The sequence below is a fragment of the Actinosynnema sp. genome, assembly GCF_052038725.1.
Genome location: NZ_JBQGCX010001084.1, coordinates 1 through 23,074 on the forward strand (window position 1 = coordinate 1; position 23,074 = coordinate 23,074).

General features: G+C 74.5%; 15 protein-coding genes, 1 tRNA gene and 1 pseudogene. 7 read left to right on the plus strand and 10 right to left on the minus strand.

The window, feature by feature from the left end; all coding sequences use genetic code 11:
• Nucleotides 1–245: pseudogene (locus ACTUAL_RS22915) on the plus strand (hypothetical protein); the annotation flags it as partial.
• Nucleotides 246–338: 93 nt separating this feature from the next.
• Here the strand turns inward: ACTUAL_RS22915 and otsB are convergent.
• The 3 genes from otsB to ACTUAL_RS22930 form a co-directional block, all read right to left on the minus strand.
• Entirely contained in the window at nt 339–2,867 is a 2,529-nt protein-coding gene (gene otsB, locus ACTUAL_RS22920) for a trehalose-phosphatase (RefSeq protein ID WP_440901685.1), read from the minus strand.
• 78 nt (nt 2,868–2,945) lie between these two features.
• Entirely contained in the window at nt 2,946–4,382 is a 1,437-nt protein-coding gene (locus tag ACTUAL_RS22925; protein WP_096491229.1) for an alpha,alpha-trehalose-phosphate synthase (UDP-forming), read from the minus strand.
• Between the two features lie 108 nt (nt 4,383–4,490).
• Nucleotides 4,491–5,885 (minus strand): threonine/serine ThrE exporter family protein, encoded by a 1,395-nt coding sequence (locus ACTUAL_RS22930; protein ID WP_096491230.1) that lies wholly within the window; start codon nt 5,883–5,885, stop codon nt 4,491–4,493.
• Between the two features lie 306 nt (nt 5,886–6,191).
• Between ACTUAL_RS22930 and ACTUAL_RS22935 the strand changes: the two genes are divergently transcribed.
• Nucleotides 6,192–6,264: transfer RNA gene (locus ACTUAL_RS22935), tRNA-Thr, on the plus strand.
• A gap of 541 nt (nt 6,265–6,805) precedes the next feature.
• A complete protein-coding gene (locus ACTUAL_RS22940; RefSeq protein ID WP_440901686.1) occupies nt 6,806–7,777 on the plus strand; it encodes a helix-turn-helix domain-containing protein in 972 nt (323 codons plus the stop codon).
• A 152-nt stretch (nt 7,778–7,929) separates the two neighbouring features.
• Here ACTUAL_RS22940 and ACTUAL_RS22945 read toward each other — a convergent pair whose 3' ends face one another.
• From ACTUAL_RS22945 to ACTUAL_RS22965, 5 genes are all read right to left on the minus strand, one after another.
• Entirely contained in the window at nt 7,930–9,504 is a 1,575-nt protein-coding gene (locus tag ACTUAL_RS22945) for a methyl-accepting chemotaxis protein (RefSeq protein ID WP_232519666.1), read from the minus strand.
• A gap of 201 nt (nt 9,505–9,705) precedes the next feature.
• Nucleotides 9,706–11,214 carry a GAF domain-containing protein gene (locus tag ACTUAL_RS22950; RefSeq protein ID WP_440901687.1) on the minus strand — a complete coding sequence of 503 codons (1,509 nt, stop codon included), beginning with the start codon at nt 11,212–11,214 and terminating at the stop codon, nt 9,706–9,708.
• 255 nt (nt 11,215–11,469) lie between these two features.
• Complete coding sequence (locus ACTUAL_RS22955) at nt 11,470–13,122, minus strand: vWA domain-containing protein (protein WP_096491234.1); 1,653 nt, start codon at nt 13,120–13,122, stop codon at nt 11,470–11,472.
• Between the two features lie 482 nt (nt 13,123–13,604).
• Complete coding sequence (locus tag ACTUAL_RS22960; RefSeq protein WP_096491235.1) at nt 13,605–15,014, minus strand: sensor histidine kinase; 1,410 nt, start codon at nt 15,012–15,014, stop codon at nt 13,605–13,607.
• Nucleotides 15,014–15,715, minus strand: a complete 702-nt coding sequence (locus ACTUAL_RS22965) for a response regulator transcription factor (RefSeq protein ID WP_096491236.1) — start codon at nt 15,713–15,715, stop codon at nt 15,014–15,016. Before ACTUAL_RS22965 ends, ACTUAL_RS22960 begins: the two co-directional genes overlap by 1 nt.
• A gap of 153 nt (nt 15,716–15,868) precedes the next feature.
• On the opposite strand from ACTUAL_RS22965, the gene ACTUAL_RS22970 reads away from it, so the two are divergent.
• The 3 genes from ACTUAL_RS22970 to ACTUAL_RS22980 are packed head-to-tail and all read left to right on the plus strand — an operon-like array spanning nt 15,869 to nt 18,360.
• The gene (locus ACTUAL_RS22970) at nt 15,869–17,212 is read left to right on the plus strand and encodes a ferredoxin reductase family protein (RefSeq protein ID WP_440901688.1); all 1,344 of its coding nucleotides are present in this window, start codon (nt 15,869–15,871) and stop codon (nt 17,210–17,212) included.
• Between the two features lie 37 nt (nt 17,213–17,249).
• Nucleotides 17,250–17,642, plus strand: a complete 393-nt coding sequence (locus tag ACTUAL_RS22975) for an FMN-binding protein (protein ID WP_440901689.1) — start codon at nt 17,250–17,252, stop codon at nt 17,640–17,642.
• A 4-nt stretch (nt 17,643–17,646) separates the two neighbouring features.
• Nucleotides 17,647–18,360, plus strand: coding sequence for an FAD:protein FMN transferase (locus ACTUAL_RS22980; RefSeq protein WP_440901690.1), 714 nt, complete (start codon nt 17,647–17,649; stop codon nt 18,358–18,360).
• 310 nt (nt 18,361–18,670) lie between these two features.
• On the opposite strand, the gene ACTUAL_RS22985 is transcribed toward ACTUAL_RS22980, so the two are convergent.
• Both ACTUAL_RS22985 and ACTUAL_RS22990 read right to left on the minus strand, forming a co-directional pair.
• On the minus strand, nt 18,671–19,138 hold the full coding sequence (locus ACTUAL_RS22985; protein WP_440901691.1) for a hypothetical protein: 468 nt from the start codon (nt 19,136–19,138) through the stop codon (nt 18,671–18,673).
• A 56-nt stretch (nt 19,139–19,194) separates the two neighbouring features.
• The gene (locus tag ACTUAL_RS22990; RefSeq protein WP_440901692.1) at nt 19,195–20,232 is read right to left on the minus strand and encodes an ADP-ribosylglycohydrolase family protein; all 1,038 of its coding nucleotides are present in this window, start codon (nt 20,230–20,232) and stop codon (nt 19,195–19,197) included.
• Between the two features lie 171 nt (nt 20,233–20,403).
• Here ACTUAL_RS22990 and ACTUAL_RS22995 point away from each other — a divergent pair.
• On the plus strand, nt 20,404–23,074 hold a 2,671-nt coding region (locus ACTUAL_RS22995), incomplete at its 3' end, for a BTAD domain-containing putative transcriptional regulator (RefSeq protein WP_440901693.1).

Consider the following 23,074-nt stretch of genomic DNA (forward strand, 5'->3'; position numbering starts at 1 on the left):
GAACCCCCGTGAGCCGCACCCTGATCGTCATGTCCGCCGCCGACGCGCGGGAGCGCACCGACGGCCCCCACCACCCCGCCGGCCACCGGGCCGAGGAACCGGCCGCTCCGCACGCCCGGCGCGCACCACGTGCAGGGCGCGCCCCGTTCACCACGCGCGACGGCACCCCGGTCACCGGCCGGAACCCGGCGTCCGGCGCCCCCGCGGTCGACCTCGTGCCTGCGGCGCTCGCCGAGCGGTCCTGACGCGCCGGTGGCGACAAGCCGGAACCCCCGCCCCCGGCCGCGAGGCCGGGAACGGGGGTTCCGCGTCGATCACCGCCCCGCGGGGCGGTCAGCTCACTTCGCCAGCAGCTGCGCGCACCGGATCAGCCCGAGGTGGCTGTACGCCTGCGGGTGGTTGCCCAGCGAGCGCTCCGCGATCGGGTCGTACTCCTCCGGCAGCAGCCCGGTGGGCCCGGCGGCGTCGACCATCTGCGCGAACAGCTCCTCGGCCTCCGTCCGCCGACCGGTCAGCAGGTACGACTCGATCATCCACGCGGCGCACAGGTGGAACCCGCCCTCGTCGCCGGGAAGACCGTCGTCGCGCCGGTACCGGTACACCGTGGACCCGGACCGCAGCTCCGCCTCGATCGCGGTGACCGTGGCCTGGAACCGCTCGTCCGTCGGGTCGATCAGCCCGGTCAGCCCCACGTGCAGCGAGGCCGCGTCCAGGTCGTCGCCGTCGTACGCGGTCGTGAAGGACTGGGCGACGTCGCTCCACCCGTTCTTCAGCACGTCCGTGGCGATCGTGTCCCGCAGCACCGGCCACGACGGGTCGAGGGCGCGCCCGTACTGCTCGGCCAACCGCACCGCGCGGTCCAGCGTGACCCAGCACATGACCTTCGAGTACACGTGGTGCCGGGGAGCGTGCCGCTCCTCCCAGATGCCGTGGTCCGGCTCGTGCCACCGCCGCGCCACGGCCTCCGCCATGGCCTGGACCATCCGCCAGTCCTCGTCGGTGAGCGCGCCGCGCGCGCTCGCCAGCTCGGCGACCAGGTCCACGACGGGCCCGAACACGTCCAGCTGCACCTGCTGGTTCGCCAGGTTGCCCACGCGCACCGGCCGCGACCCCGCGTAGCCGGGCAGCGTGTCGATGACCGCCTCGGCGCCCAGCATGGTGCCCTGCAGCGTGTACAGCGGGTGCAGCCGCTCCGGGCCGGGCAGCGTGTCCAGCACGCCGTGCACCCAGCCCAGGAACGCCTCGGCCTCGGTCAGCGAGCCGACCGACACCAGCGCCTGCGCGGTCAGCGCCGCGTCCCGCAGCCAGCAGTAGCGGTAGTCCCAGTTCCGGATGCCGCCGAGCTCCTCGGGCAGCGACGTGGTCGCCGCCGCCATGATGGCCCCGGTCTCGTGGTGCACCAGGCCCTTGAGGGTCAGCGCCGACCGCAGCACCAGCTCCGGCTCGACGGACGGCAGCTTCAGCGTCGCCGCCCAGTCCGACCAGAACCCGCCCGCGCGGGCGCGCCGCTCGGGCTCGCCCAGCGTGCTCTCGGACAGGTCGTCCGTGCCGCAGCGCAGCTCCAGCAGGATCGCCGCGCCCTCCCTCGGCCGCACGACCGCGACCGCGGTCTCCTGCACGCCGTCGCTGGTGATCTCCCAGTCCACGCCCGGCGAGCGCAGCACCATCGGCTCCGAGGTGCCCGCGACCCGCAGGCCGTCGCGCTCGCGCAGCAGCCGCACCGGCACCTGCCCGAACTCGGGCCGGGGCGCGAAGGTGATGACCGCGTTCGTGGACCCGCTGATCCGCCGCACCAGGTCGGTGCGGTGGCCCGGCAGGTCGTGGTCCAGGTAGTCGGTGACCAGCAGCCGCGACCACCGGGTCTCCACGACCATCGTGCCCGGCACGTAGCGCTGGCCCAGCGGCAGCGAGCCGTGCTCCGGCTTGATCGTGAAGTGGCCCGCGGACGGGCCGCCGAGCAGGTCGGCGAACACCGCCGCCGAGTCCGGCTCCGGGTGGCACAGCCAGGTCTCCCTGGCGTCCGGGGTGACCAGCGCGACCGACCGCTCGTTGGCGAGCATGGTCAGCCGCTCGATCGGCACGGCCTGGTCGCCGTGCAGCCAGTTCCTGCGCTCCTCCAGCAGCAGCGCCAGCACCATCGCCACGTCGGGCGAGTCGGTGATGTGGTACTGCGCCAGCGTCTCGCCGTCGCCGACCTTGATGCCGACGTCCGGCCCGGACAACCGGGCGAACGCCTTCTCGTCCGTGACGTCGTCGCCGACGAACACGGACGCCGTGGCGGACACGCGGTGGCGCAGGACGTCGAGGGCGTGGCCCTTGTCGGTCTGCACCACGGCGAGCTCCACCCCGGCCTTTCCCTCGGTGACCGGCACGCGGTCCCACGTGCTGGGACGGGTGCGCTCCGCCTCCAGCACGCGCTCGCCGACCTCGGCGGGCGCCCGCCGCACGTGCACGGCGATGCTGGCGGGCTTGATCTCCAGTGACACGCCTTCGCTGCCGTCGACGAGCTTCTCGAGCTCGTCCTCCAGCCTGCGGTGCAACGCCCTGGCGTCCGCGTCCAGCGCGTGCACGAAGCCGACGTCGAACTCGGAGCCGTGCGAGCCGACCAGGTGCACCTCCGCGGGCAGCCTGGACAGCGTCGCCAGGTCGCGCAGCGCGCGCCCGGAGATCACGGCGGTCGTCGTCTCGTGCAGCCCGGCGAGCGAGCGCAGCGCGCCCACCGCCTCCGGCAGCGGTCGGGCGTCTTCGGGGTTCTCCACGATCGGAGCCAGGGTGCCGTCGTAGTCGCAGGCCACCAGCAGTCGTGGTGTCCTGGCGAGCTGGACGATGGCTCGACGAAGTTCGGCGGGGAGGGCCTCGGCCGTCAACGCCCCTCCTCAGTGCTCGGGTGACGTAAGGTCTAGGGTCAGCTGAACCGACTCGTTCCTGAACTTGCTTGGAACGGTTCAGACGGCTGTTTGCGCGCCCAAGGCTTCAAGGAACGAGCGAGCCCATCGGTCGACGTCGTGCGTGAGGACTTGGCGGCGCAGAGCGCGCATCCTACGGCGGCCCTCCGCGGGATCGAGAGCTAGGGCGTCCTCAAGCGCTTTCTTCACCCCGTCGAGGTCGTGCGGGTTGACCAGGAAAGCCGAGGTCAGCTCCGCCGCGGCCCCCGCGAACTCGCTCAGCACGAGCGCCCCGCCGAGGTCGTGCCTGCTCGCCACGTACTCCTTGCAGACGAGGTTCATCCCGTCGCGCACCGGCGTCACCACCATGACGTCGGCGGCGAGCATGAACGCGGTCAGCTCCTTGCGGTCGACCGACTGGTGCAGGTAGTGCAGCACCGGCCTGCCGACGCGGGAGAACTCGCCGTTGAGCCTGCCCACCATGCGCTCGATGTCGCCGCGCATCTGCTTGTAGTGCTCGACCCGCTCCCGGCTGGGCGTGGCCAGCTGGACCATCACCACGTCCTCGGGCGCGACCCTGCCGTCCTCCAGCAGCTCGTTGAGCGCCCGGAGCCGGACGTCGATGCCCTTGGTGTAGTCGAGCCGGTCGACGCCGAGCAGCACCTTCTTCGGGTTGCCCAGGTCCTCCCGGATCTGCCTTGCCCGCGCCTGGACCTCCTTGGAGCGGGCCAGGGCGTCCAGCGCCGAGGAGTCGATCGAGATCGGGAACGCGCCCACCCGCACCGTGCGGTCGCCCACCTGCACGACACCGGGCCGCGTGCGCACGCCGACCGCGCCCCGGCTGGGCTCGAGGCCGACCAGCCTGCGGGCCAGCCACAGGAAGTTCTGCGCGCCGCCCGGCCGGTGGAACCCGACCAGGTCCGCGCCGAGCAGGCCGCGGATGATCTCGGTGCGCCACGGCAGCTGCATGAACAGCTCGACCGGGGGGAACGGGATGTGCAGGAAGAAGCCGATCCGCAGGTCCGGCCGCAGCTCCCGCAGCATCGCGGGCACCAGCTGCAGCTGGTAGTCCTGCACCCACACCGTCGCGCCGTGCGCGGCGACCTTCGCCGTCACGTCCGCGAACCTCTGGTTCACCCGCACGTAGGTGTTCCACCAGCGCCGGTGGAACGCGGGCCGCTCGACCACGTCGTGGTACAGCGGCCACAGCGTGCCGTTGGAGAACCCCTCGTAGTAGTCGGTGACCTCGGCGGTGCTGAGCGACACCGGGTGGAGCTGGAGGCCGTCCTCCTCGAACGCCTCCACGTCCGCGTCGGCCACGCCGGGCCAGCCGACCCACGCGCCGCTGTGCACCCGCAGGAACGGCTCCAGCGCGCTCACCAGCCCGCCGGGGCTGTGCTTCCACCGCTGCGTGCCGTCGGGCAGCCGCTCCAGGTCGACCGGCAGGCGGTTGGCCACGACCAGGAAATCCGCGCCGTTCTCGCCAATGCTGCTCACCGGGTAGCGCCTCCTCAAGGATTCGTCTCGCCCACGCACGAGGTTAGTGGGGGTGCGGGGGCTGGATGCCCTGCCGTCACCCCCGTCACACCGGGTTCACCTGTGGGATTACTCCGAACGACGTCGTGTTGGCCACAGCGGGCCGGACAGCCGGGGCCCCGCGAGGCGCCGCTCCAGCCTGCCGAAGCCGGTGCGCACCGGCTCGCCGAGGAACTCGCCGAGCGCCACGCCGCTGGCCAGCGCCAGCGCGGTGCCGCCCGCGTAGACCAGGGTGGACAGCCCGGCCGGGTCGCCGTCGGCGGTCAGCTGGTACAGGCCCCGGTAGATCGTCCAGCCGGGCAGCAGCGGCACCATGCCCGCGACCGCCACCACCAGCGGCGGGGTGCGCAGCTTGCGGGACACCAGCGCGCCGACGAAGCCGACCAGGGTGGCCGCGGCGGCGGCGCAGACGATGGTGTTCAGGCCGGTGACCGCGAGCAGCCCGTACGAGGTGGTGCCCACCGCGCCCGCGCCCGCGGCCACCAGCAGCGCCTTGGGGCGGGCGTAGCTGGCCAGCGCGAAGAACATGGACGTGGCCGCGCCCGTGGCCAGCTGGAGCGGCACGGTCGAGATCAGCGCGGGCAGCGGGTCGGCCATCGTGGTCAGCACGCCGAGCTGCACGCCCGCGCGCAGGGTCAGCGCGACGCCCGCGATCAGGCCCGAGGTGAGCATGACGATCTCCACGAACCGGCCCGCCGCCGTGACGTTGTAGCCCGTTATGGCGTCCTGCACGGTGCCCACGAGGGACAGCCCGGACAGCAGCACCACGATGCCGGTGGCCACCAGCAGCGACGGGCGCACGCCGGGCAGCAGGTCGGTGGCGTACAGGGCGAGCGCGAACGCGGTGGCCAGGATCCCGCCCGCCGCCTGCTGGAAGAAGAAGGGCAGCGAGCGCCGGTTCAGCAGGCGGCCGACCCGGTCGACGAGCGCGGTCACCAGCGCGGCCGACAGCGCCAGCAGGGCGCCGCCGCCCACCAGCAGCGCCACCGAGGCCGCCATGCCCGCCCACGCCGCCGTGGCCACCCAGCGGGGGTACGGGTGCGGGGCGGTGGTGATGCGGTCCAGCTCGGAGTAGGCCTCCTCGGCGGTCACCTCGTTCTCGGCGATCCGCCGGATCAGGTCCTCCAGCGTGTCCAGCCGGGTGTAGTCCAGTCCGCGCGAGCGCACCACGCGCAGCGAGGTCACCGGTGCGGCCGAGGTGCCCCGGTGGCAGGACACGGTGATCGCGGTGAACGTCACGTCCACCTCGACCCTCGGCATCCCGTAGGCCTGGGCCACGGCGCTCACCGTCGCCGCCACGTCGGCCGCCCCCGCCCCGCTGGCCAGCTGGACCTCGCCCACGCGCAGGGCCAGGTCCAGCACCAGGTGGACCACGGGCGCGTCCGGCAGGGACGGTCCCTCGACGGGACGCCACAGGTCGGGCAGCGTCGCGGGCTCCCGGTACCGCTTGCGCCTGGTCGACACCAGTGCTCACCTCCGCCAAGATCGTCACTGCGCCACGCCGACATCGCCACACCAGTAGCTGTGGCATCGGACACCCCTGATAGGGGGACCCTGCCCCGGTGAGTTGATCACGGTGCGTCGAGCATCGTCGATGCCGCTGGCCAGCGGTTTCCAGCTCTCCCGCAGCCGTGTGGACGGTACCCCCGTCCTGCGGATGGCCCAACCGCTCGACCGGCTGAGCGCACCGCTCGGCGCAAGTGGCACGAGTGGGGACCACTTACGATGTGCCAGGCTTCCGCCCGGAAGGCAGCAAGGGCCGAAGGTCACGCCGGTGTAGCTCAATTGGCAGAGCACTCGCCTTGTAAGCGAAAGGTTGCGGGTTCAAGTCCCGCCACCGGCTCCGCGCCCCCGTTCCGCGTTTCCGCGCGGGGCGGGGGTTCCGCTTTTCCGGGGGTGACCGCCGGGGGTTCCCGGCGGGTGTCCGAACCGGAATGCGCGCGCGATCGGGCGGGGGTGTTCGGCGGTGGGGTCCGCGGGTTGCGGGGATTCCCGCGCCCGGTCCGGCGCGACGCGCTCCCGCGCTGGTGCGGTCCGGTGCGGACCCCTTTCCGGCGCGGGCGGCGATGTGGCTGGCTTTCGGTTCCGGGCTGTTGTTCGTTGATTTGTTTCAACGCGGGGCGCGCGGCGGTGGCGGGGCCTTCGGGGCACGGCGCGGAGTGGCGGTGCGGGCGTCGCGCGCGGCGCGCTCTCCGGTTCGACCTTCAGCCAAGCGGAAATCGACCCGCGCATTCGGCGCGCGGGGAGGTGTCGGCCCGGAGGCGGACGGGAGTTTCGGCTTGTTGCTCTCGCTCTCGACGTGGCTGCCGGAAGCGCTGCTCTGTTCGGTGCGGCCTGCCCGGAACCGCTGTGCGCGCCCGACCAGGTGGTTAGCGTCAGCCGGTGTGCTGCGCATCCACTTCACGGACGCCGACCTGGCGCGCACCAAGCTGGCCCGCGACCCCGACCCCCTCTGGGAGACCGTGCTGGGCCTCTACCGCCTGGCGAACGACGACGTGCCGGTGTTCGAGCCGTGGCGCAACCGCGCCCGGCTCGCCGTGGTGGAGCGCGGGGTGCAGGCCCAGGTGCGGATGGTCCGCCAGCTGGTGCCGCGCGAGGGCTACTTCCCGGACTTCCTCACCCCGGCCGAGGGGCGGCACGGCATCGCGGCGGGGCTGGAGGCGGTGCGCGGCACGCCGTCGCTGCGGCTGCTCGGCGACATCGCCTACGCGGCCCGCAGCCGCCCGCTGCCCGCGTGGGCCCACCGGGTGGCCCGGTGCGACCGGGACGCCCTGGACGAGCTCGTGAGCGCGCTCAAGGGCGTGCACGACGTCCTCGTGCGCCCGGCGTGGGAGGACGCGCAGGCGGCGGTCGCGGCGGAGCGCGCGGTGCTCGGGCGGACCATCCTGGACGCGGGCGTCCACGCCGCGCTGGAGACCCTGCGCCCCACCCTGCGGTGGAACCCGCCGGTGCTGGAGGCCGACTACCCGAAACCGCTGGACGTCCGGCTCGGCGGGCGCGGCGTGCTGCTGATCCCGTCCTACTTCTGCTGGGGCAACCCGGTGGCGCTGGTGGACCCCGCGCTGCCCCCGGTGATCGTCTACCCGGTCCGCCACCCGGCCAGCTGGACGCCCGACCGGTCCCGCTCGCTCGGCGCGCTGCTCGGCCGCACGCGCGCCGCCGTGCTGGCCGCGCTGACCGGGACGGCCACCACGACCGAGCTGGCGGCCAGGCTGCGGCTGTCCCCGGCCTCGGCGAGCGAGCACGTCGGCGTGCTGCGCGACTCCGGCCTGGTGGTGAGCAGGCGCGAGGGCCGCACCGTGCTGCACTCCCTCACCCCGCTCGCCCAGGCCCTGCTGGAGGGCCGCCGGGCCTGAGCACCACCGGCCCTGAGCACCACCGGCCCTGAGCGCCACCGGCCCTGAGCGCCGCCCGGCCCGAGAACCGCCGGAAACGGCACCGGGAGGCCGGCGGGTCAGCCCGCCAACCTCCCGGTGGTCCCTGCGCGGGGGCCGCCCCCCGCCCGACCTCAGATCCGGAACCGGTCCACCTGCTCCTGCAGCTCGGCCGACATCCGGGACAGCTCCACGGCCGCGCCCTGCGTCTCCACCACGGTCGCCGAGGTGGTCCGGGTCGCCCCGGCCACCGTCGAGATGCTCCCGGCGATCCGGGTGGTCCCGACCGCGGCCTCGTTGATGCCGCGGTTCATCTCCTGCGTGGTGGCGGTCTGCTCCTCCACCGCCGAGGCGATGGTCAGCTGGTAGTCGTTGATCCGGGCGATGATCTGCCCGATCTCCTCGATCGCGGTCACCGCGCCGCCGGTGTCGGCCTGGATCGCCTCCACCCGCCGCGAGATGTCCTCGGTGGCCTTCGCGGTCTCCTGCGCCAGCTCCTTGACCTCGTTCGCGACCACCGCGAAGCCCTTGCCCGCCTCGCCGGCGCGCGCGGCCTCGATCGTGGCGTTCAGCGCCAGCAGGTTGGTCTGCTCCGCGATCGAGGTGATCACCTTGACCACGTTGCCGATCTCCACCGACGACTCGCCCAGCTTCGCCACGGTCGCGTTGGTCACCGCGGCGGCCTGCACGGCCTGCGCCGCCACGTCCGCCGCGTCGCTCGCGGACTGCGAGATCTCCTGGATCGCCGCGCCCATCTGCTCGGCCCCGGCGGCGACGGTCTGCACGTTCCGCGAGACCTCCTCCGAGGCCTCGGCCAGCTCGTCGGTCCGCCCGGCGGTGTCCTGCGCGCTCCCGGCGATCCGGTCCGCCGAGGAGCTGAGCTGCCGCGAGTTCACCGCGAGCGCCTGCGCGCTGCCCGCCAGCGCGGCCACGGTGCCCCGCACGTTCTGGGTCGCCCGGTTCACCGCCAGCGCCATCTCGCCGACCTCGTCCCGCGAGTCCACCGGCGCCGACCCGGTCAGGTCGCCGTCGGCCATGCCGGTCAGCACGTCGCGCACCCGCTCCAACCGGCGCCCGATGCTGCGGCCGGTCAGCAGCGCCAGCGCCAGCGCCGCGGCGAGCCCGACCACCAGCACCACGGCCGTCCACAGCCGGGCCGACTCGACGGTCGCGTCGGCGGCCTCGGCCGCCGCCTGGCCGTCGGACTGCTCCAGCGCCGACAGCGCGGCGATCGCGGAGTTCATGCCGTTCTCGGCGTCGACGAACGCCTTGCCCAGTTCGGCCGGGCTGGTGGGCACGGTCACGCCCGCCGGGGCCGCGTCGCCGAACAGCACGACGTTCAGCAGCCCCCGGTAGGTGTTCCAGGAAGCGCCGTACAGCTCGACCTGCTGGCGCCACCCGGCGCTGGACGACGGCGTCGAGGTGTAGGCGGAACCCGCCGCGTCCAGATCGGACTCGGCGTCCTTGACCAGCTTCTCGCCCTCGGCCTTGCCCTCGGCCGAGGCCGCGCTGTCGAACAGGTACATGCCCCGGTACATGGCGGCTGTCGCGTTCTGCACGCGCAGCAGGTTCGCCTGCCGGACCATGCTCTCGTTCTTGATGCCCTGGACCTGCTCGTTGAGCGCGCCGAGGCGCACCCACGACACCACGCCGGTCACCAGCGCGACCAGTGCGACGAGGCCGACGGCGAGCAGGATCTTCACGCTCACGCGCGCGTTCGTCCACCACCCCGCGCCGGTGGTGGCGGATCGGTCCGTGGGGTTGCCCATGGTGCTCCCTCTCGGGTGGTGGTTGCCCGGTCGGGTGACCAGGTCTCGGGGCCCCGAACGACCGCGCGCCACGCCTCCTGAGGGGAATCCGGGAGGACGTGGCGCGGGTCGCACGAGCGGGTGAGCGGAGGTCCGGGGCGGTCAGGCCCCGACGATGTCGCGGGTGACGGCGGCCTGCTCGGTCAGCACGCCGCCGATCATCGTCTGGGTCTCGTTGATCCGGTCGACGATGTGCTCGATCTCGGCCAGCGAGGTCACCACGCTGCTCGCGTCGGACTGGATCGCGCTGATCAGCCGCGCCACGTCCTCGGTCGCGCGGGCGGTGCCCTGCGCGAGGTCCTTGACCTCGTTGGCGACCACGGCGAAGCCCTTGCCCGCGTCACCGGCGCGCGCGGCCTCGATGGTGGCGTTCAGCGCGAGCAGGTTGGTCTGCTCGGCGATGCTGTTGATGACCTTCACGACGTCGCCGACCTCGTTGCTGGACTGCGCCAGCCTGCCGACCGCCTGGTTCGCGCCGCTGGTCAGCGTCGCCGCCTCGGCCGCCACCCCGGTCGCCCGCACGACGTTGCGCTCCACCTCCTCGATGGAGGTCACCAGCTCCGCGCCCGCCGAGCTGATCCGGGTCGTCTCCCTGATCCGCTCCAGCGACTGCGACACCAGGAAGGCCGTGTTGCGCAGCGCGTCCGCCCGGCTCCCGGTCAGCTCGATCTCCGACAGGGAGAAGAAGTCCATCGTGCCCACGACCGCGCCGTGCACGACCAGCGGCAGGCACACCCCGGACTTCACGCCCACCCGCCGCGCCGCGGGCGCCCGCACGCAGTCGGTCATCTCGGCCAGGTCCGGGACGAACAGCATCTCGCGCGACTTCCAGGCCCGCCCCGCCAGCCCCACGCCCTGCCGGAACGAGGCCTCGCGGGTGATCCGGCGGAACTCCTCGCCCGCGTCGCCGGACTCGGTGACGAACCGCAGCTCCTGCCCGGTCGGGTCCACCGCCCAGAACGAGCCGTACGCCCAGCCGAACTCGCTGCGCACCGTGTCCAGCGCCTGCCGGGTCGCCTCCTCCTCGGAGGCGGCCGAGCCCAGCCCGCGCAGCACCGCGTTCACCGCCTGGATGTCCAGCGCCGCCGCGGCCTGGTGCTCGACGTCGGCCACCCGCTCCATGGCCTGGGCGACCAGCAGCCCGATGCTGCGCAGCACCTCCAGGCGCTGCTTGGACGGGTTCAGCTCCTCCAGGGAGAAGAAGTCCATCGTGCCGACGACCCGGCCGCCCTCGGTCAGCGGGAAGCAGATGCCGGACTTCACGCCGACCTTCTGCGCGACGGGCGCGCGCACGCAGTCCCGCAGCGTGCCGAGGTCCCCGACGAACACCAGGTCGCGGCTGCGCCAGGCCCGCCCGGACAGGCCGACGCCCTCGGCGAACGACGCCTCCTGCGTGACCTTGCGGAACTCCTCGCCCGCGTCGCCGGACTCGACCGCGAACCGCAGCGCCCCGCCCGTCCCGTCCACCTGCCAGTAGGAGCCGTACACCCAGCCGAACCGCTGCCTGACGACGTCCAGCGCGGCCTTGGCGGCGTCGCGGGAGGACCTGACCCCGTCCAGCGCCTTGACCACGGCGGTCACCGCGGCGGTGTCCTGCTCCGCCTCGGCCAACGCCCCGGTGGCTCGCGCGAGTTCCGCTCTGACTCGGTTGCTGGTGAACGGCACGACGGTGCTCCGCTCTCTTCGCCGGACTCTGTTCGCCGGTCTCAGTCGGGGGATCGCCAACGGCCGAGTCGAGCTGAGGGGTAACCGAGATCCCCCTGAGCGGATCGGGCGACCCCTCAGGTCGAGGGGCCGCCCTGCCGTTCCCAGAACCCGCTCAGGGCTCCCGCGCGCCTACTCCTCCTCCGCCTGCTCCTGCTCCACCTACTCCTTCTCCACCAGGACCTGGTAAGCGACGCCGCCCAGCTCCTCCTCGCCCAGGCGCTGCACCACGTGCAGCAGGTACTCGCCGCCCGGCTCGCCGCCGTGGAACTCCAGGCCCGCCGTGAACCGCTCGCCGGGCCGCACCGCGATCCCGGTCAGCGCCGCCTGCTTCGGGTCGAGCACCTGCACGGCCGTCTCACCGACCCGCTCGATCCCGCGCGCCTGCCCGCCCGAGGCCTGCCACCGCTCGAACAGCTCCCGGCCCAGGTCCACCACGACCTTGCCCGCGCCGACGAACGGCTTGCCGGGGCTGGTGAACAGCAGGTCGGTGCGGATCTCCTTCTCCACCGCGTTGCCCAGGGTGAAGCTCGTGCGGCCGGGCGCGGTCGGGCGCACCCGCACGGTGTCCACGTTCCGCCACGCGATGTTGTTGTTGTTCTTCGCGTTCTGCGCGGTGTTGGGGCCCTCGACCCAGGTCATCGGGTCGTTCGCGGACACCCAGCGCGCCAGCAGGCAGAAGTGGCCGGGTCCGGGCACGTTCGTCCACGGCACCTTCACCACGGTCGTGCCCGCCGGGACGGTCGCGGCCTGCTGGCCGATGAACGTCCAGTCGCCGCCGGTCGCCTCGTTCCACACCGTCGACCCGCTCGGGTTCACCCAGTACAGCTTGAGCGTGCCCGCGCCCGTGCCGGACCCGTACGGGCCGGGGTTGTTCAGCCGCACGTGGATCCAGCTCGTGGAGCCCACGGGCGGCTGGTAGGTCGTGGCGCAGTCCGCCGTGGTCGGGCAGACCTTGATGTCCGGGCTCGCCCACACCGGGTCGGTCCCGTTGGGCTCGACCCCGGCGTCGGTGGCCTGGTCCCGCAGGAACACGTCGGTGCGGCGGCAGTCGGACAGCGCCCTGCGGATCGCGTCGGCGGTGCCGCTGCCGTCCGCCTGGGCCTGCACGTAGACGCCGCTCGTGGTGGTGGCGTAGTTCTGCATGATCGGCGCGATGGTCGGCGTCATCGACGGCGAGGTGGGCACGTAGACCGCCGACAGCTTGACGCCCGCCGCGAGCGCGCTGTTCGCCACGGCGGTGGCGCTGGCCTGGTCGGCGGCCGTGAAGGCGTCGTCGAAGCCGCCGGGGCGGGCGTCGGTCACCAGCACCACGAACTTGCGCGCGTTCGAGCGCCACGGGCCGGTGAAGTCGGCGTTCTGCGGGATGCCCGCCGCCGGGCGCAGCGACACGGCGGTGCGCAGCGCCTCGTCGGAGGCCTCGGGCTCACCCCCGCCGCCGCTCGCGGCCAGCACGTTCGTCACGTAGCTGGTCACGGCGCCCGCGTTGCCCGCCGCCAGGCCGGTGACCACGTTGATCGAGTCCTTGAACGTGACCAGCCCCAGCCGGTAGTCCCCGCCGGACGACGACACCACGTCGCCGACGACCGCGTTGATGCTGGTCTTGATGTTGTTCAGGGCCCCGCCCATGCTGCCGGTGTCGTCGAGCGCGAACACCACGTCCATCGGCCCGCACCGGGAGGCGGCGGGCGCGGCGGCGGCCACCTGCGCCACCCGCTCGGTCGGGGGCGCCGCGTGCGCCACGGCGTGCGGGGCCGCGGCCAGCGCGGCGGCGGCCAGCGCCACCGCCGCGGTGGTTCTCCGGGGAACAGCCATCTTCCGGACCTCCCTCGCTCACACCCCGGCCGCTGCGCCGGGGGTCTGCGGACCGCGCCGGGACCTCGGTGTCCCGGCACGCCGGACGGAGGTGCGGGGGAATGCCGGAAATACGCCCCGATACGGGGACGTCGGGTTTCGGAAGAAAGCTCGCGCGGGCGATCCTATGACCTTTGTAGGGGGTGCCAGTTCACCCGCCGGGAGGAATCGCCGACGTGGTTCCGGGCGGCGAAGGGGCGGGGTCCGCACCTGGTCGGGGGAGTGGCGGGGCATCCCGACCACGACCTGCGCCCTGGCGGCGCAACCGGCGGAAAACCGTCACCGCGCTTCGGGAAGCCGCACCGCCGGGGGTGTCCGGGGGGTTGTCGGGAGCGCGCGCGGGGAACCGCATTGATCGGGTTTCCGCTCAGGCTCCCGGACGAGCGCGGGAAGTTCACCGGAAAGGTGGTTGTCCCCGCGCCGCCGACCGGGGTCGGGGACGGTCAGCGCGGCAGCGTGATCGTGAACGTCGTCGAGCCCGGACGGCTCTCCAGGTCGACCCGCCCGCCGTGCGCCTCCACCAGCGACCGCGCCACCGCCAGCCCCAGCCCGCTGCCACCCCGGTCGCGGGTGCGCGAGTGGTCCACCCGGTAGAACCGGTCGAAGATCCGCTCCTGGTCGCGCGCCGGGATGCCGGGGCCCGAGTCGCTCACCCGCACCACCGCGTGACCGCCCACCACGTCCACGGACACCGACACCGCCGTGCCCTGGGGCGTGTGGACCGCCGCGTTGGTCAGCAGGTTGTCCAGCACCTGCCGCAACCGCCCCGCGTCGAACCGCGTCGGCACGCTCGGGCGCGCCACCGCGAGCGCCACCGGGTGCCCCGGCCGCGCCACCCGGAACGCGTCCACCGCCTGCCCGACCAGCTCCACCAGGTCGCCGCTCTCCAACCGCACCGGCAGCTCGGCCTCCGCCGAGTCCAGCCGCGCCAGCAGCAGCAGCTCCTCCAGCAGCACGCTCATCCGCGCCGCCTCGGCCCGCAGCTTCTCCAGGTGCGCCTCGCGCTCCTCCGGCGCGTTGGCCGCCGCGTACCGGAACAGGTCCGCGTACCCCCGGATCGAGGTCAGCGGCGTGCGCAGCTCGTGCGAGGCGTCCGCGATGAACCGGCGCAGCCGCTGCTCGGCCGCGGTCCGCGCGGCCAGCGAGGTGTCGATGTGCTCCAGCATCGTGTTGAACGCCGTCCGCAGCTCGGCCACCTCCACCCCGCCGTACGAGCCCTCCGAGCGCACCGGCAGCCGCGCCGAGTCGGTCAGGTCGTGCGAGGTGATGTCGTGCGCGGTGCGCGCCATCTCGCTCAGCGGCTGCAACCCGCGCCGCAGCACCGCCCGCCCGACCACGACCAGCGTCACCAGCGCCAGCGCGAACAGCGCCACCAGCACCATGGTCAGCTGCTGCACGGTCGTGGTCAGGTCGTCCATGGGCGCCGCGCTCACCAGCACGGTCCCGTTGCCCGCGGGGCAGCCGCGCACCCGGTAGGTGCCCTCGCCCTCGAGGTGGACGGTCTTGAACACCGGCTGGGAGCCGGTGACCAGCGTGGCCACCTTCGCCATCGGCCGGTCGTCGCCCGGCAGCTTGTGCGTCGGCAGCGGCCTGGCCACCCCGTCCCGCACCTCGTACACCGCGTAGTACCAGCCGTACACCGGCCCGAGGACGTCGCCGTTCTCCTTGAAGTCCTTCTCCTGCGCGATCTGCGTGGACTTCATCTGCGCGTCGAGCTTGCGCGCCAGGTAGTCCTCCATGGAGGTCACCACCAGCGCCCCGACCAGCCCGAACACCGCCAGCGCCAGCGCGCCCAGGCCCAGCGCGAGTCGGGTGCCGAGCCGCATCCTGCGCCCGGTGACCAGCTCGCGCATCAGTTCGGCGCCCGGCGCAGCACGTAGCCCACCCCGCGCACGGTGTGGATCAGCGGCTCGTCGCCCTCCACGTCCAGCTTGCGGCGCAGGTGCGACACCACCAGCTCCACCACGTTCGAGCGCCCGCCGAAGTCGTACTCCCACACGTGGTCCAGGATCTGCGCCTTGGTCAGCACCGTGGGGGAGCGGCGCATCAGGTAGCGCAGCAGCTCGTACTCGGTCGGCGTCAGCGTCACCAGCCGGTCGCCGCGCCGCACCTCGCGGGTGTCCTCGTCCAGCGCCAGGTCGGCCACCTTCAGCACCGAGCGCTTCCACGACGGCCCGGTGCTGCGCCGCAGCACCGCGCGCAGCCGCGCCATCAGCTCCTCGACCGAGAACGGCTTCACCAGGTAGTCGTCGCCGCCCCTGGTCAGGCCCGCGACCCGGTCGGCGGTGCCGTCGCGCGCGGTCAGGAACACCACCGGCACCATCGCGCCCTCGCCGCGCAGCCGGTCCAGCACGGTGAACCCGTCCACGTCGGGCAGCATCAGGTCCAGCACCACGATGTCCGGCTGGAAGTCCAGCGCGGCCCGGATCGCGGCCTCGCCGCTGCCCGCCGTCACCGCCTGCCACCCCTCGTAGCGGGCGACCGTGGCCACCAGGTCGGCGATGTGCGGCTCGTCGTCGACGACGAGCAGTCGGACCGGTGAACCGTTCTCCACGCCTACATCCTGCGCCAGGCGGCGGCCCGCGCGGCACCGGGCCGACCGCCGACAGCGAATCGACAGGAGCCGACAGCCGATCGACAGGTCCGGAACAGGACCGCCACAGCTTCGCGGCCCAAGCTTGCGGCAGTCCCCACCCGAGGAGCCCCCGTGACAACCCTCCAGGCCCAGGCGCCCGCGGTGCGCCCGAGAGCGGTGGCCCGCACCGGCCTCCACGCCGTGCTCGGCGCGAACGCCGCCGTGGTCGCGGTCCTGTTCGCCCAGGCCGGGTTCGGCTCGAACGCGCTGATCCTGCTCGGCAGGCTCACCGGCCTGTACGCGGCGCTTGCACTGGCGTTCCAGCTGCTCCTGGTGGCCAGGCTGCCGTGGTTCGACCGGCGGCTCGGCATGGACCGGCTCACCGCCTGGCACCGCGCCACCGGCATCTCGGTGCTGTGGCTGCTGGTGGCCCACGTGGTGTTCGTCACCACCGGCTACGCGCAGCTCGCCTCGCTGCCGCCGCTGGACGAGCTGGTGCACCTGGCCACCACCGTCGAGGGCGTGCTGCGCGCCGCGGTCGCGGTGGTGCTGGTCCTGGTGGTCGGCGGCGCGTCCGCCCGCTGGGCGCGGCGCAGGCTCGCCTACGAGACCTGGCACTTCATCCACCTGTACGCGTACCTGGCCGTGGTGCTGGCGTTCTCGCACCAGGTCGCCGCGGGCACCACCTTCACCTCCTCGCCGCTGGCCACCGCCTACTGGTGGGCGCTGTGGGGCGCGGCGCTGGCGGCGGTCCTGGTCGGCCGGGTCGGCCTGCCGCTGTGGCGCAACCTGCGGCACCGGCTGCGCGTGGCGGCCGTCGTGCCGGAGTCGGACGACGTCGTGTCGATCCACATCACCGGCCGCGACCTGGACAAGCTGCCCGCCCGCGCGGGCCAGTTCTTCCTGTGGCGCTTCCTGGAGCGCGGGCGCTGGTGGCAGGCCAACCCGTTCTCCCTGTCCGCCGCGCCCGACGGCCGCTCGCTGCGGCTGACCGCGAAGGCGCTCGGCGAGGGCAGCGCCTCGCTGCGCTCGCTGGAGCCGGGCACGCGGGTGTTCGCCGAGGGCCCGTACGGCGCGTTCACCGCGCTGCACCGGACCCGGCCGAACGCGCTGCTGATCGCGGGCGGGGTCGGGGTGACGCCGGTGCGGGCGCTGCTGGAGGAGATCGGCGGGCACGCCGTGGTGGTCTACCGGGTCAGCGAGCGGCGCGACGCGGTGCTGCTGGACGAGCTGCGCGAGCTGGCGCGGGCCAAGGGCGCGGTGCTGCACGTGGTGACCGGCGCGACCGCCGACCACGCCCCCGACTCGCAGCCGCTCGGGGCGCGGGCGCTGGGCGCGGCGGTGCCGGACGTGCGCGAGCGCGACGTGTTCGTGTGCGGGCCGGGCCGGATGACCGAGGCCGTCCTGGCGTCCCTGCGCGAGCTGGGCGTGCCGCGGCGGCAGGTCCACGCCGAGCGCTTCACCCTGGCCCGGTGAGGGCGCTGTCCGCGTTGCCGCTCGAGGAGGAGAAGTCGTGAAGAGGGCGATCCCGGTCCTGCTGCTGACCGTCGCGGGCCTGGTCCCGCTGTGGCGCTACGAGCCGCAGGCGGAGACGGCGACGGTGGCCGCCGAGGCCCCGGCGGACCCCGGCTCCGGTTCCACCGCGGCGGGCCGGGTGGTGGCGGGCGAGGTGCAGGAGACCCGGTACGGCCAGGTGCAGGTGCAGCTCACCTACGAGGGCGACCGGATCACCGCCGTGACCCTGCTCAAGCAGCCGAGCAGCGCCCCGACCCGGCAGGCGGTGCCGGTGCTGGTGGAGGAGACGCTGGAGGCGCAGAGCGCGGAGGTCGACTCGGTCTCCGGCGCGACCACGACCAGCGCCGCCTACGTGAGGTCGCTGCAGTCGGCGATCGACTCGGCGGAGTGAGCCCGTGCGCCACGTCGAGCAGGTCATGGGCTTCCCGGTCTCGGTCAACGTCCCGGACGGCGGCGGGCACGGCGCGGCGATCGCGGACGTGTTCGAGTGGCTGCACGAGGTCGACGCCCGCTTCAGCCCGTTCAAGCCGGACAGCGAGGTGAGCAGGCTGGGCCGGGGCGAGGACGTCGAGCCCTCGCCCGACCTGGCGCACGTCCTGGCGGTGTCCGAGTGGTACCGGCAGGCCACCGGGGGCGCGTTCGCGGTGCGCCGCGCGGGCGCCCTGGACCCGTGCGCGGTGGTGAAGGGCTGGGCCGTCCAGCGGGCGGCGGACCTGCTGCGGGCGGCGGGCGTGCCCCGCTTCGTCCTGAACGCGGGTGGCGACGTCGCGACGGAGGGCGGCCCGTGGCGCGTGGGCGTCCGCCACCCGGACCGCCCGGACCGCTTCTGCGCGGTGCTGGAGGTGGACGGCCTGGCGGTGGCCACGTCCGCGCGCTACGAGCGCGGCGACCACATCGTCGACGCCAGGACCGGCGAGCCGGTGACCGCCCTGCTGAGCCTGACGGTGGTCGCCCGCTCGCTGGAGGTGGCCGACGCGACCGCGACGGCGGCCTTCGCGCTGGGCCGCGAGGGCGTGGCGTGGGCGGCGGCCCGGCCGGGCTGCGAGGTCCACGCCGTGGACGCAGAGCGCGGGGTCCACCGCACACCGGGCCTGCCGCTGGCGCCGTGAGCGCTCCCCGGCGGTCGGGGGAGATCCACAAGGGACGGTGCCGGATTCCGCGGAACCACGTGACCGGACCGAGGACCTCTGCTACGGTTCCGCGCACGGGGTTTCCCCGCTCCACGCAGGTCAGCCAGGTGCTGCGCTCGGGGCGCCGCCCAGGCGACCAGCGGGAGAGCCGACCTCGGTCGCACGCTTTCGGGAACGCGCGGCCGAGGACGGCTTCTCATCACAACCCCGAACCCGGCACGGGATTCCGCGCCCGCCCTCGTTCGGGGAGGTCCTCCGGCGGTGCGCTGACCGGGTCGACCACGCCCGCTCAGCCCTCCCCGCGAACCAGGGACAACGCCTCCGCCAGCAGCCGCTTCCCCGCGCTCCTGCTCCGCGTGTCCGCGCTGTCCAGCAAGTCGACCGCCACCACCAGGCGGGGCGCGAGCGCGAGCCCGTCGACCACCCGCGCCGTGCGCAGGTGCCAGTCCTCGCCGCTCTCCTCGACGCGCACGAGCAGGTTCCCCCGCGTGGACTCCACCGGGAAGAACTCGTCCACCAGCCCGGCCACCGCCGAAGCGCCCACGTGCACCTCGCCCTCGCCGGAGTGCGAGAGCCCCAGCCCGCAGGCCGCCGCCGCGCTGATCCCCCCGGCGACCACGGCCTCGTGGGCCAGCAGCTCGACGAGGTCCCCCTCGGCGACGCGGTACCGGGTGGGCGTGGCGCGCCTGCGCAGCCACGACCGGTGCGCGGAGGCGCTCTCGGCGACCCGCTGCTCCGCGCTGTCGGCGCTGATCACCCACCGGGAGCCGATCCGCCTGCGTCAGCGACAAACCCCGACACAAAACTGCCCGCTCACCCGTACAGCGACTCGTCGAACTCCAGCCCCGACACCGAGCACCCCAGGTCCGCCCCGAGCGCGGCCAGCACGTCCACCAGCTCCAACCCCGCCAACCACTCGCGCGGGAGCCCCGCCGTGCCGTGCAGCGCGCCCAGGATGTTCCCCGTCAGCGAGGCCGTGGCGTCACTCCCCCCGGAGTGGTTCGCCGCCGTCCGCAGCGCGTCCACGACCTGCGACCGCTTCGGGTACACCAGCGCCGTGTGCACCGCGATCGCCAGCGCCTCCGGCCCGGTCCACCCGCTCCCCAGCCGGTCCACCCGCACCGGCCCGCCGGTCGCCCGCTGCTCCTCCGCGTACACCACCGCGCGGTTCAGCGCGTTCGCCGTGTACGGGTCGTCCCGCAGCACCCGCCCGATCACCTGGTCCACCGCCTCGCGCAACGGCCGCCCGCGCACCGCCAGCAGGTGGATCAGCAGCGCGAACGCCCCGCCCGACACCCACCCCCCGGTGCCGCCGTGCGTCAGCGCCGCGAACCGGCACCCCAGGTCGTACGCGATGTCCGGGTGCGGCGCGAAGCCCGCCGGGGCCGTCCGGGTCACCCCGTTGCAGCCCGACGACTCGTTGATCGGCGCCTCCGGCGTCGGCGGGGCGTCGGCGGCCCGCGCGCGCAGGCACGTCAGGCCCGGCGACCGGCTCGCGTACAGCCGCCCCTGCGCCAGCAGCCCGGTGGCGCCCTCGTCGGGCGCGGCGAACTGCTGGGTCACCAGCCACCTGCGGTAGCTGTTCCACACCTCGTCGACCGGTTCCCACTCGCCGGTGCGCTTGCCGCGCACCCACGCCCGCAGGTACCCGTCCGCGCTGAACAGCGTCAGCTGCGTGTCGTCGGTCACCAGCGCGGGCCACGGCGGCTCCAGCACCCCGTCCGGCCCGTGGTCCCGCTGGATGTCCGGCAGGCCCAGGTACTGCACGGGCGCGCCGAGCGCGTCGCCGAGCGCGCCGCCCAGCAGGCACGCCGCGCCACGGTCCACCACCGCCATCGGCTCGCGCGGCACTCGCCCTCCTGCACTGCGGCGCATCCGGGGGCCAAACCCCAACCGCCGTTCGGTCGTCCGGTCATCGCACCACAGAAGTTGTCCGGACAAACACTACTCGCAGGTATCCACCGGGAGATGTGGCGCACCTGAACGTGTGACCGGTTCACGAAAGACGGCGGGGGGAGGGACATGGGTGACCGGAGCAGGTGCGGTCTCGAGTTCGGCGTCCTCGGTCCGCTCAGGGTGGTCGCGGACGGCGGGCCCATCGCGATCGGGCGCAGGGGGGTGCGGGCGCTGCTGGCGGTCCTGGTCCTGGAGGCCAACCGGGTCGTGCCGATCGACGAGCTCGTCGACCGCCTGTGGGGCGACGAGCCGCCCGCGACGGCCAGGACCATCGTCCACGGCTACGTCTCGCGGCTGCGCAAGGTCCTGGACGCGGCGGACCCGGCGGGCTCCGCGCGCATCCTCACCACCCCGCCCGGCTACCAGCTGGCCGTCGACCCGTGGCGCCTCGACCACCACCGCGCCCGCAGGCTGATCTCCTCGGCGCGCGGCAAGCCCGCCACGTCCAGGGCCCCGCTGCTGCGCGACGCGCTGCGGCTGTGGCGCGGCCCGGTGCTGGCCGACGTGCCCAACGCCCCCGGCAGCGACCTGGCCGAGCTGCGCCTGGTCGCCCTGGAGGAGCGGGCCGCCGCCGAGCTGGAGCTGGGCCACCACCTGGAGGTCGTCGGGGAGCTGCGCCAGCTGGTCGCCGAGCACCCGTTCCGCGAGCGCCTGGTCGCCCAGGCCGTCCTCGCCCTCTACCGCTCCGGCCGCCGCGCCGACGCCCTCGACGCCTACCAGCGCTTCCACCGCAGGCTCGTGGACGAGCTGGGCATCGACCCCGGCCCCGACCTGCGCGCCTTGCACGAGCGGGTGCTGCGCGACGACCCGGCCCTGCTGCCCGCCAGCGCCCCCGAGCCCCCCGGCGCCGCCCCGCGCCCCGGCGTGGTCGTGCCCGCCCAGCTGCCCGCCGCCGCCAGCGGCTTCGTCGGCCGCGACGAGGAGCTGGCCTGGCTCGACCGGCTGTGCGACACCCGCGACCGGGACGCCACCACCACCGCCGTCCTCGACGGGCCGCCCGGCATCGGCAAGAGCGAGCTGGCCGTCGCCTGGGGCCACCGCAGGTCCGCCCAGTTCCCCGACGGCCTGCTGTTCGCCCAGCTCGGCGGGCACGCCGACGACGAGCGCGCGCGGGTCGGCCCGGACGAGGTGCTGGCCAGGTTCCTGCTCGCGCTGGGCGTGCCCGCCGACGCCGTGCCCAGGGGGACGGCCGACCGGGTCGGCCTCTACCGCTCCGTGCTGGCGGGCCGCCGCGTCCTGGTCGTGCTGGACGACGCCCGCGACGCCGAGCACGTCCGCCTGCTCCTGCCGCCCGGCTCCGGCTCGCTCGCCCTGGTCACCAGCAGGCTGCGCCTGGGCTCGCTGGTGGTCAGCGCGGGCGCCCGCGTGCTCACCCTGGACACCCTCGCCGAGGACGAGTCGGCCCGGCTGGTCGACGAGGCCGTGGGCAAGCCGCTGTCCGACCAGGAGCCCGACGCGGTCCGCGACCTGGCCCGGCTGTGCGGCAACCTGCCGCTGGCGCTGCGGATCGCCGCCGCCAGGCTCGTCTCCAGTCCGGAGTGGGCGGTCGCGTCGCTGGTCGACGCGCTCGCCGACGACAGCACCCGCCTGCGCGCGCTCGACCTCGCCGACGCGGACGCGGGCGGCGGCGTCGGCGTGGCCCGCGCGCTCGCCCTGTCCTACCGGGAGCTGCCGGACGAGCTGGCCGAGGCGTTCCGCGCCGCCGGGCTGGTCCCCGGCCGCAGGGTCACCGCGCAGGCCGTCGCCGCGCTGTGCCGGACCGACGCGGGCACGGCGGGCCGCCGCCTCGCCGAGCTGGCCGACGCGCACCTGCTGCTGGAGCGCGGGCGCGGCGACTACGCCCTGCACGACCTGGTCCGCCTCTACGCCAGGGAGCTGCTCGCCGACGTCCCGCCCGAGCGCACCGCCGCCGCCCTCGGCAGGCTCCTGGACCACTACCTCGCCGCGTGCGACCGGGCCCGCAGGCTGCTGCGCCCGGCCACCGACGGCCTCGACCCCGGCCAGTCCGACCACCGCGCCGCCCGCCCCGCCACGTCCGGCCAGGCGCTGCTGTGGTTCGACAAGGAGTGGCCGAACGTCGTCGCCCTGGCCAGGGCGGGCGCCGAGCGCGGCCTGCACCGCCGGGTGTGGCAGCTGGTCCGGCTCGTGCACACCCGCTGCGCGGTCCGCGCGGTCGACGACGGCTGGTCCGAGCTGGCCGCCATCGGGCTCGGCTCGGCCCGCGCCGCGGGCGACCCGCGCGGTGAGGTGCTGGTGCTGCACGCCGCGCACAGCGTGGCGCTGCGCACCGGCCCGGCGCCCGGAGCGCTCGCGGACGCCCGGCGGGCGCACCGGATCGCCGAGGGGCTGGGCGAGGCCCGCTACCTGGTGCTGGCGCTCGACCAGCTCGCCTCCGCGCTGCTGGCGACCGGCGAGACCGAGGCGGCCATCACCCGCTACCGCGAGGCCGTCGAGGCGGCCCGCCGCGACGGCGACGTGCTCGGCGAGGCGCACGTGCTCAACAACCTCGCCCAGGCCGAGCAGGCCGCCGGGCGCAGGGAGACGGCGGCGCGCCACCAGTTCCAGGCCGCGGAGCTGTTCCACCGCACCGGTGACCAGCGCGGCCACGCGCTCGCGCTCGGCAACCTCGCCGAGCTGTACGCGGAGCTGGACCTGCTGGCCGAGGCCGAGGAGAGCGCGAGGCAGGCCGTGCAGCTCGCGGTCGGCGGGACCGCCCAGTACGAGGAGGCGTTCGGCC

What these genes read in the sequence shown, in the direction of transcription:
- ACTUAL_RS22955 (WP_096491234.1), bottom strand. Translation starts at nt 13,122, where the DNA reads ATGGCTGTTCCCCGGAGAACCACCGCGGCGGTGGCGCTGGCCGCCGCC.
- ACTUAL_RS22960 (WP_096491235.1), bottom strand. Translation starts at nt 15,014, where the DNA reads ATGCGCGAGCTGGTCACCGGGCGCAGGATGCGGCTCGGCACCCGACTC.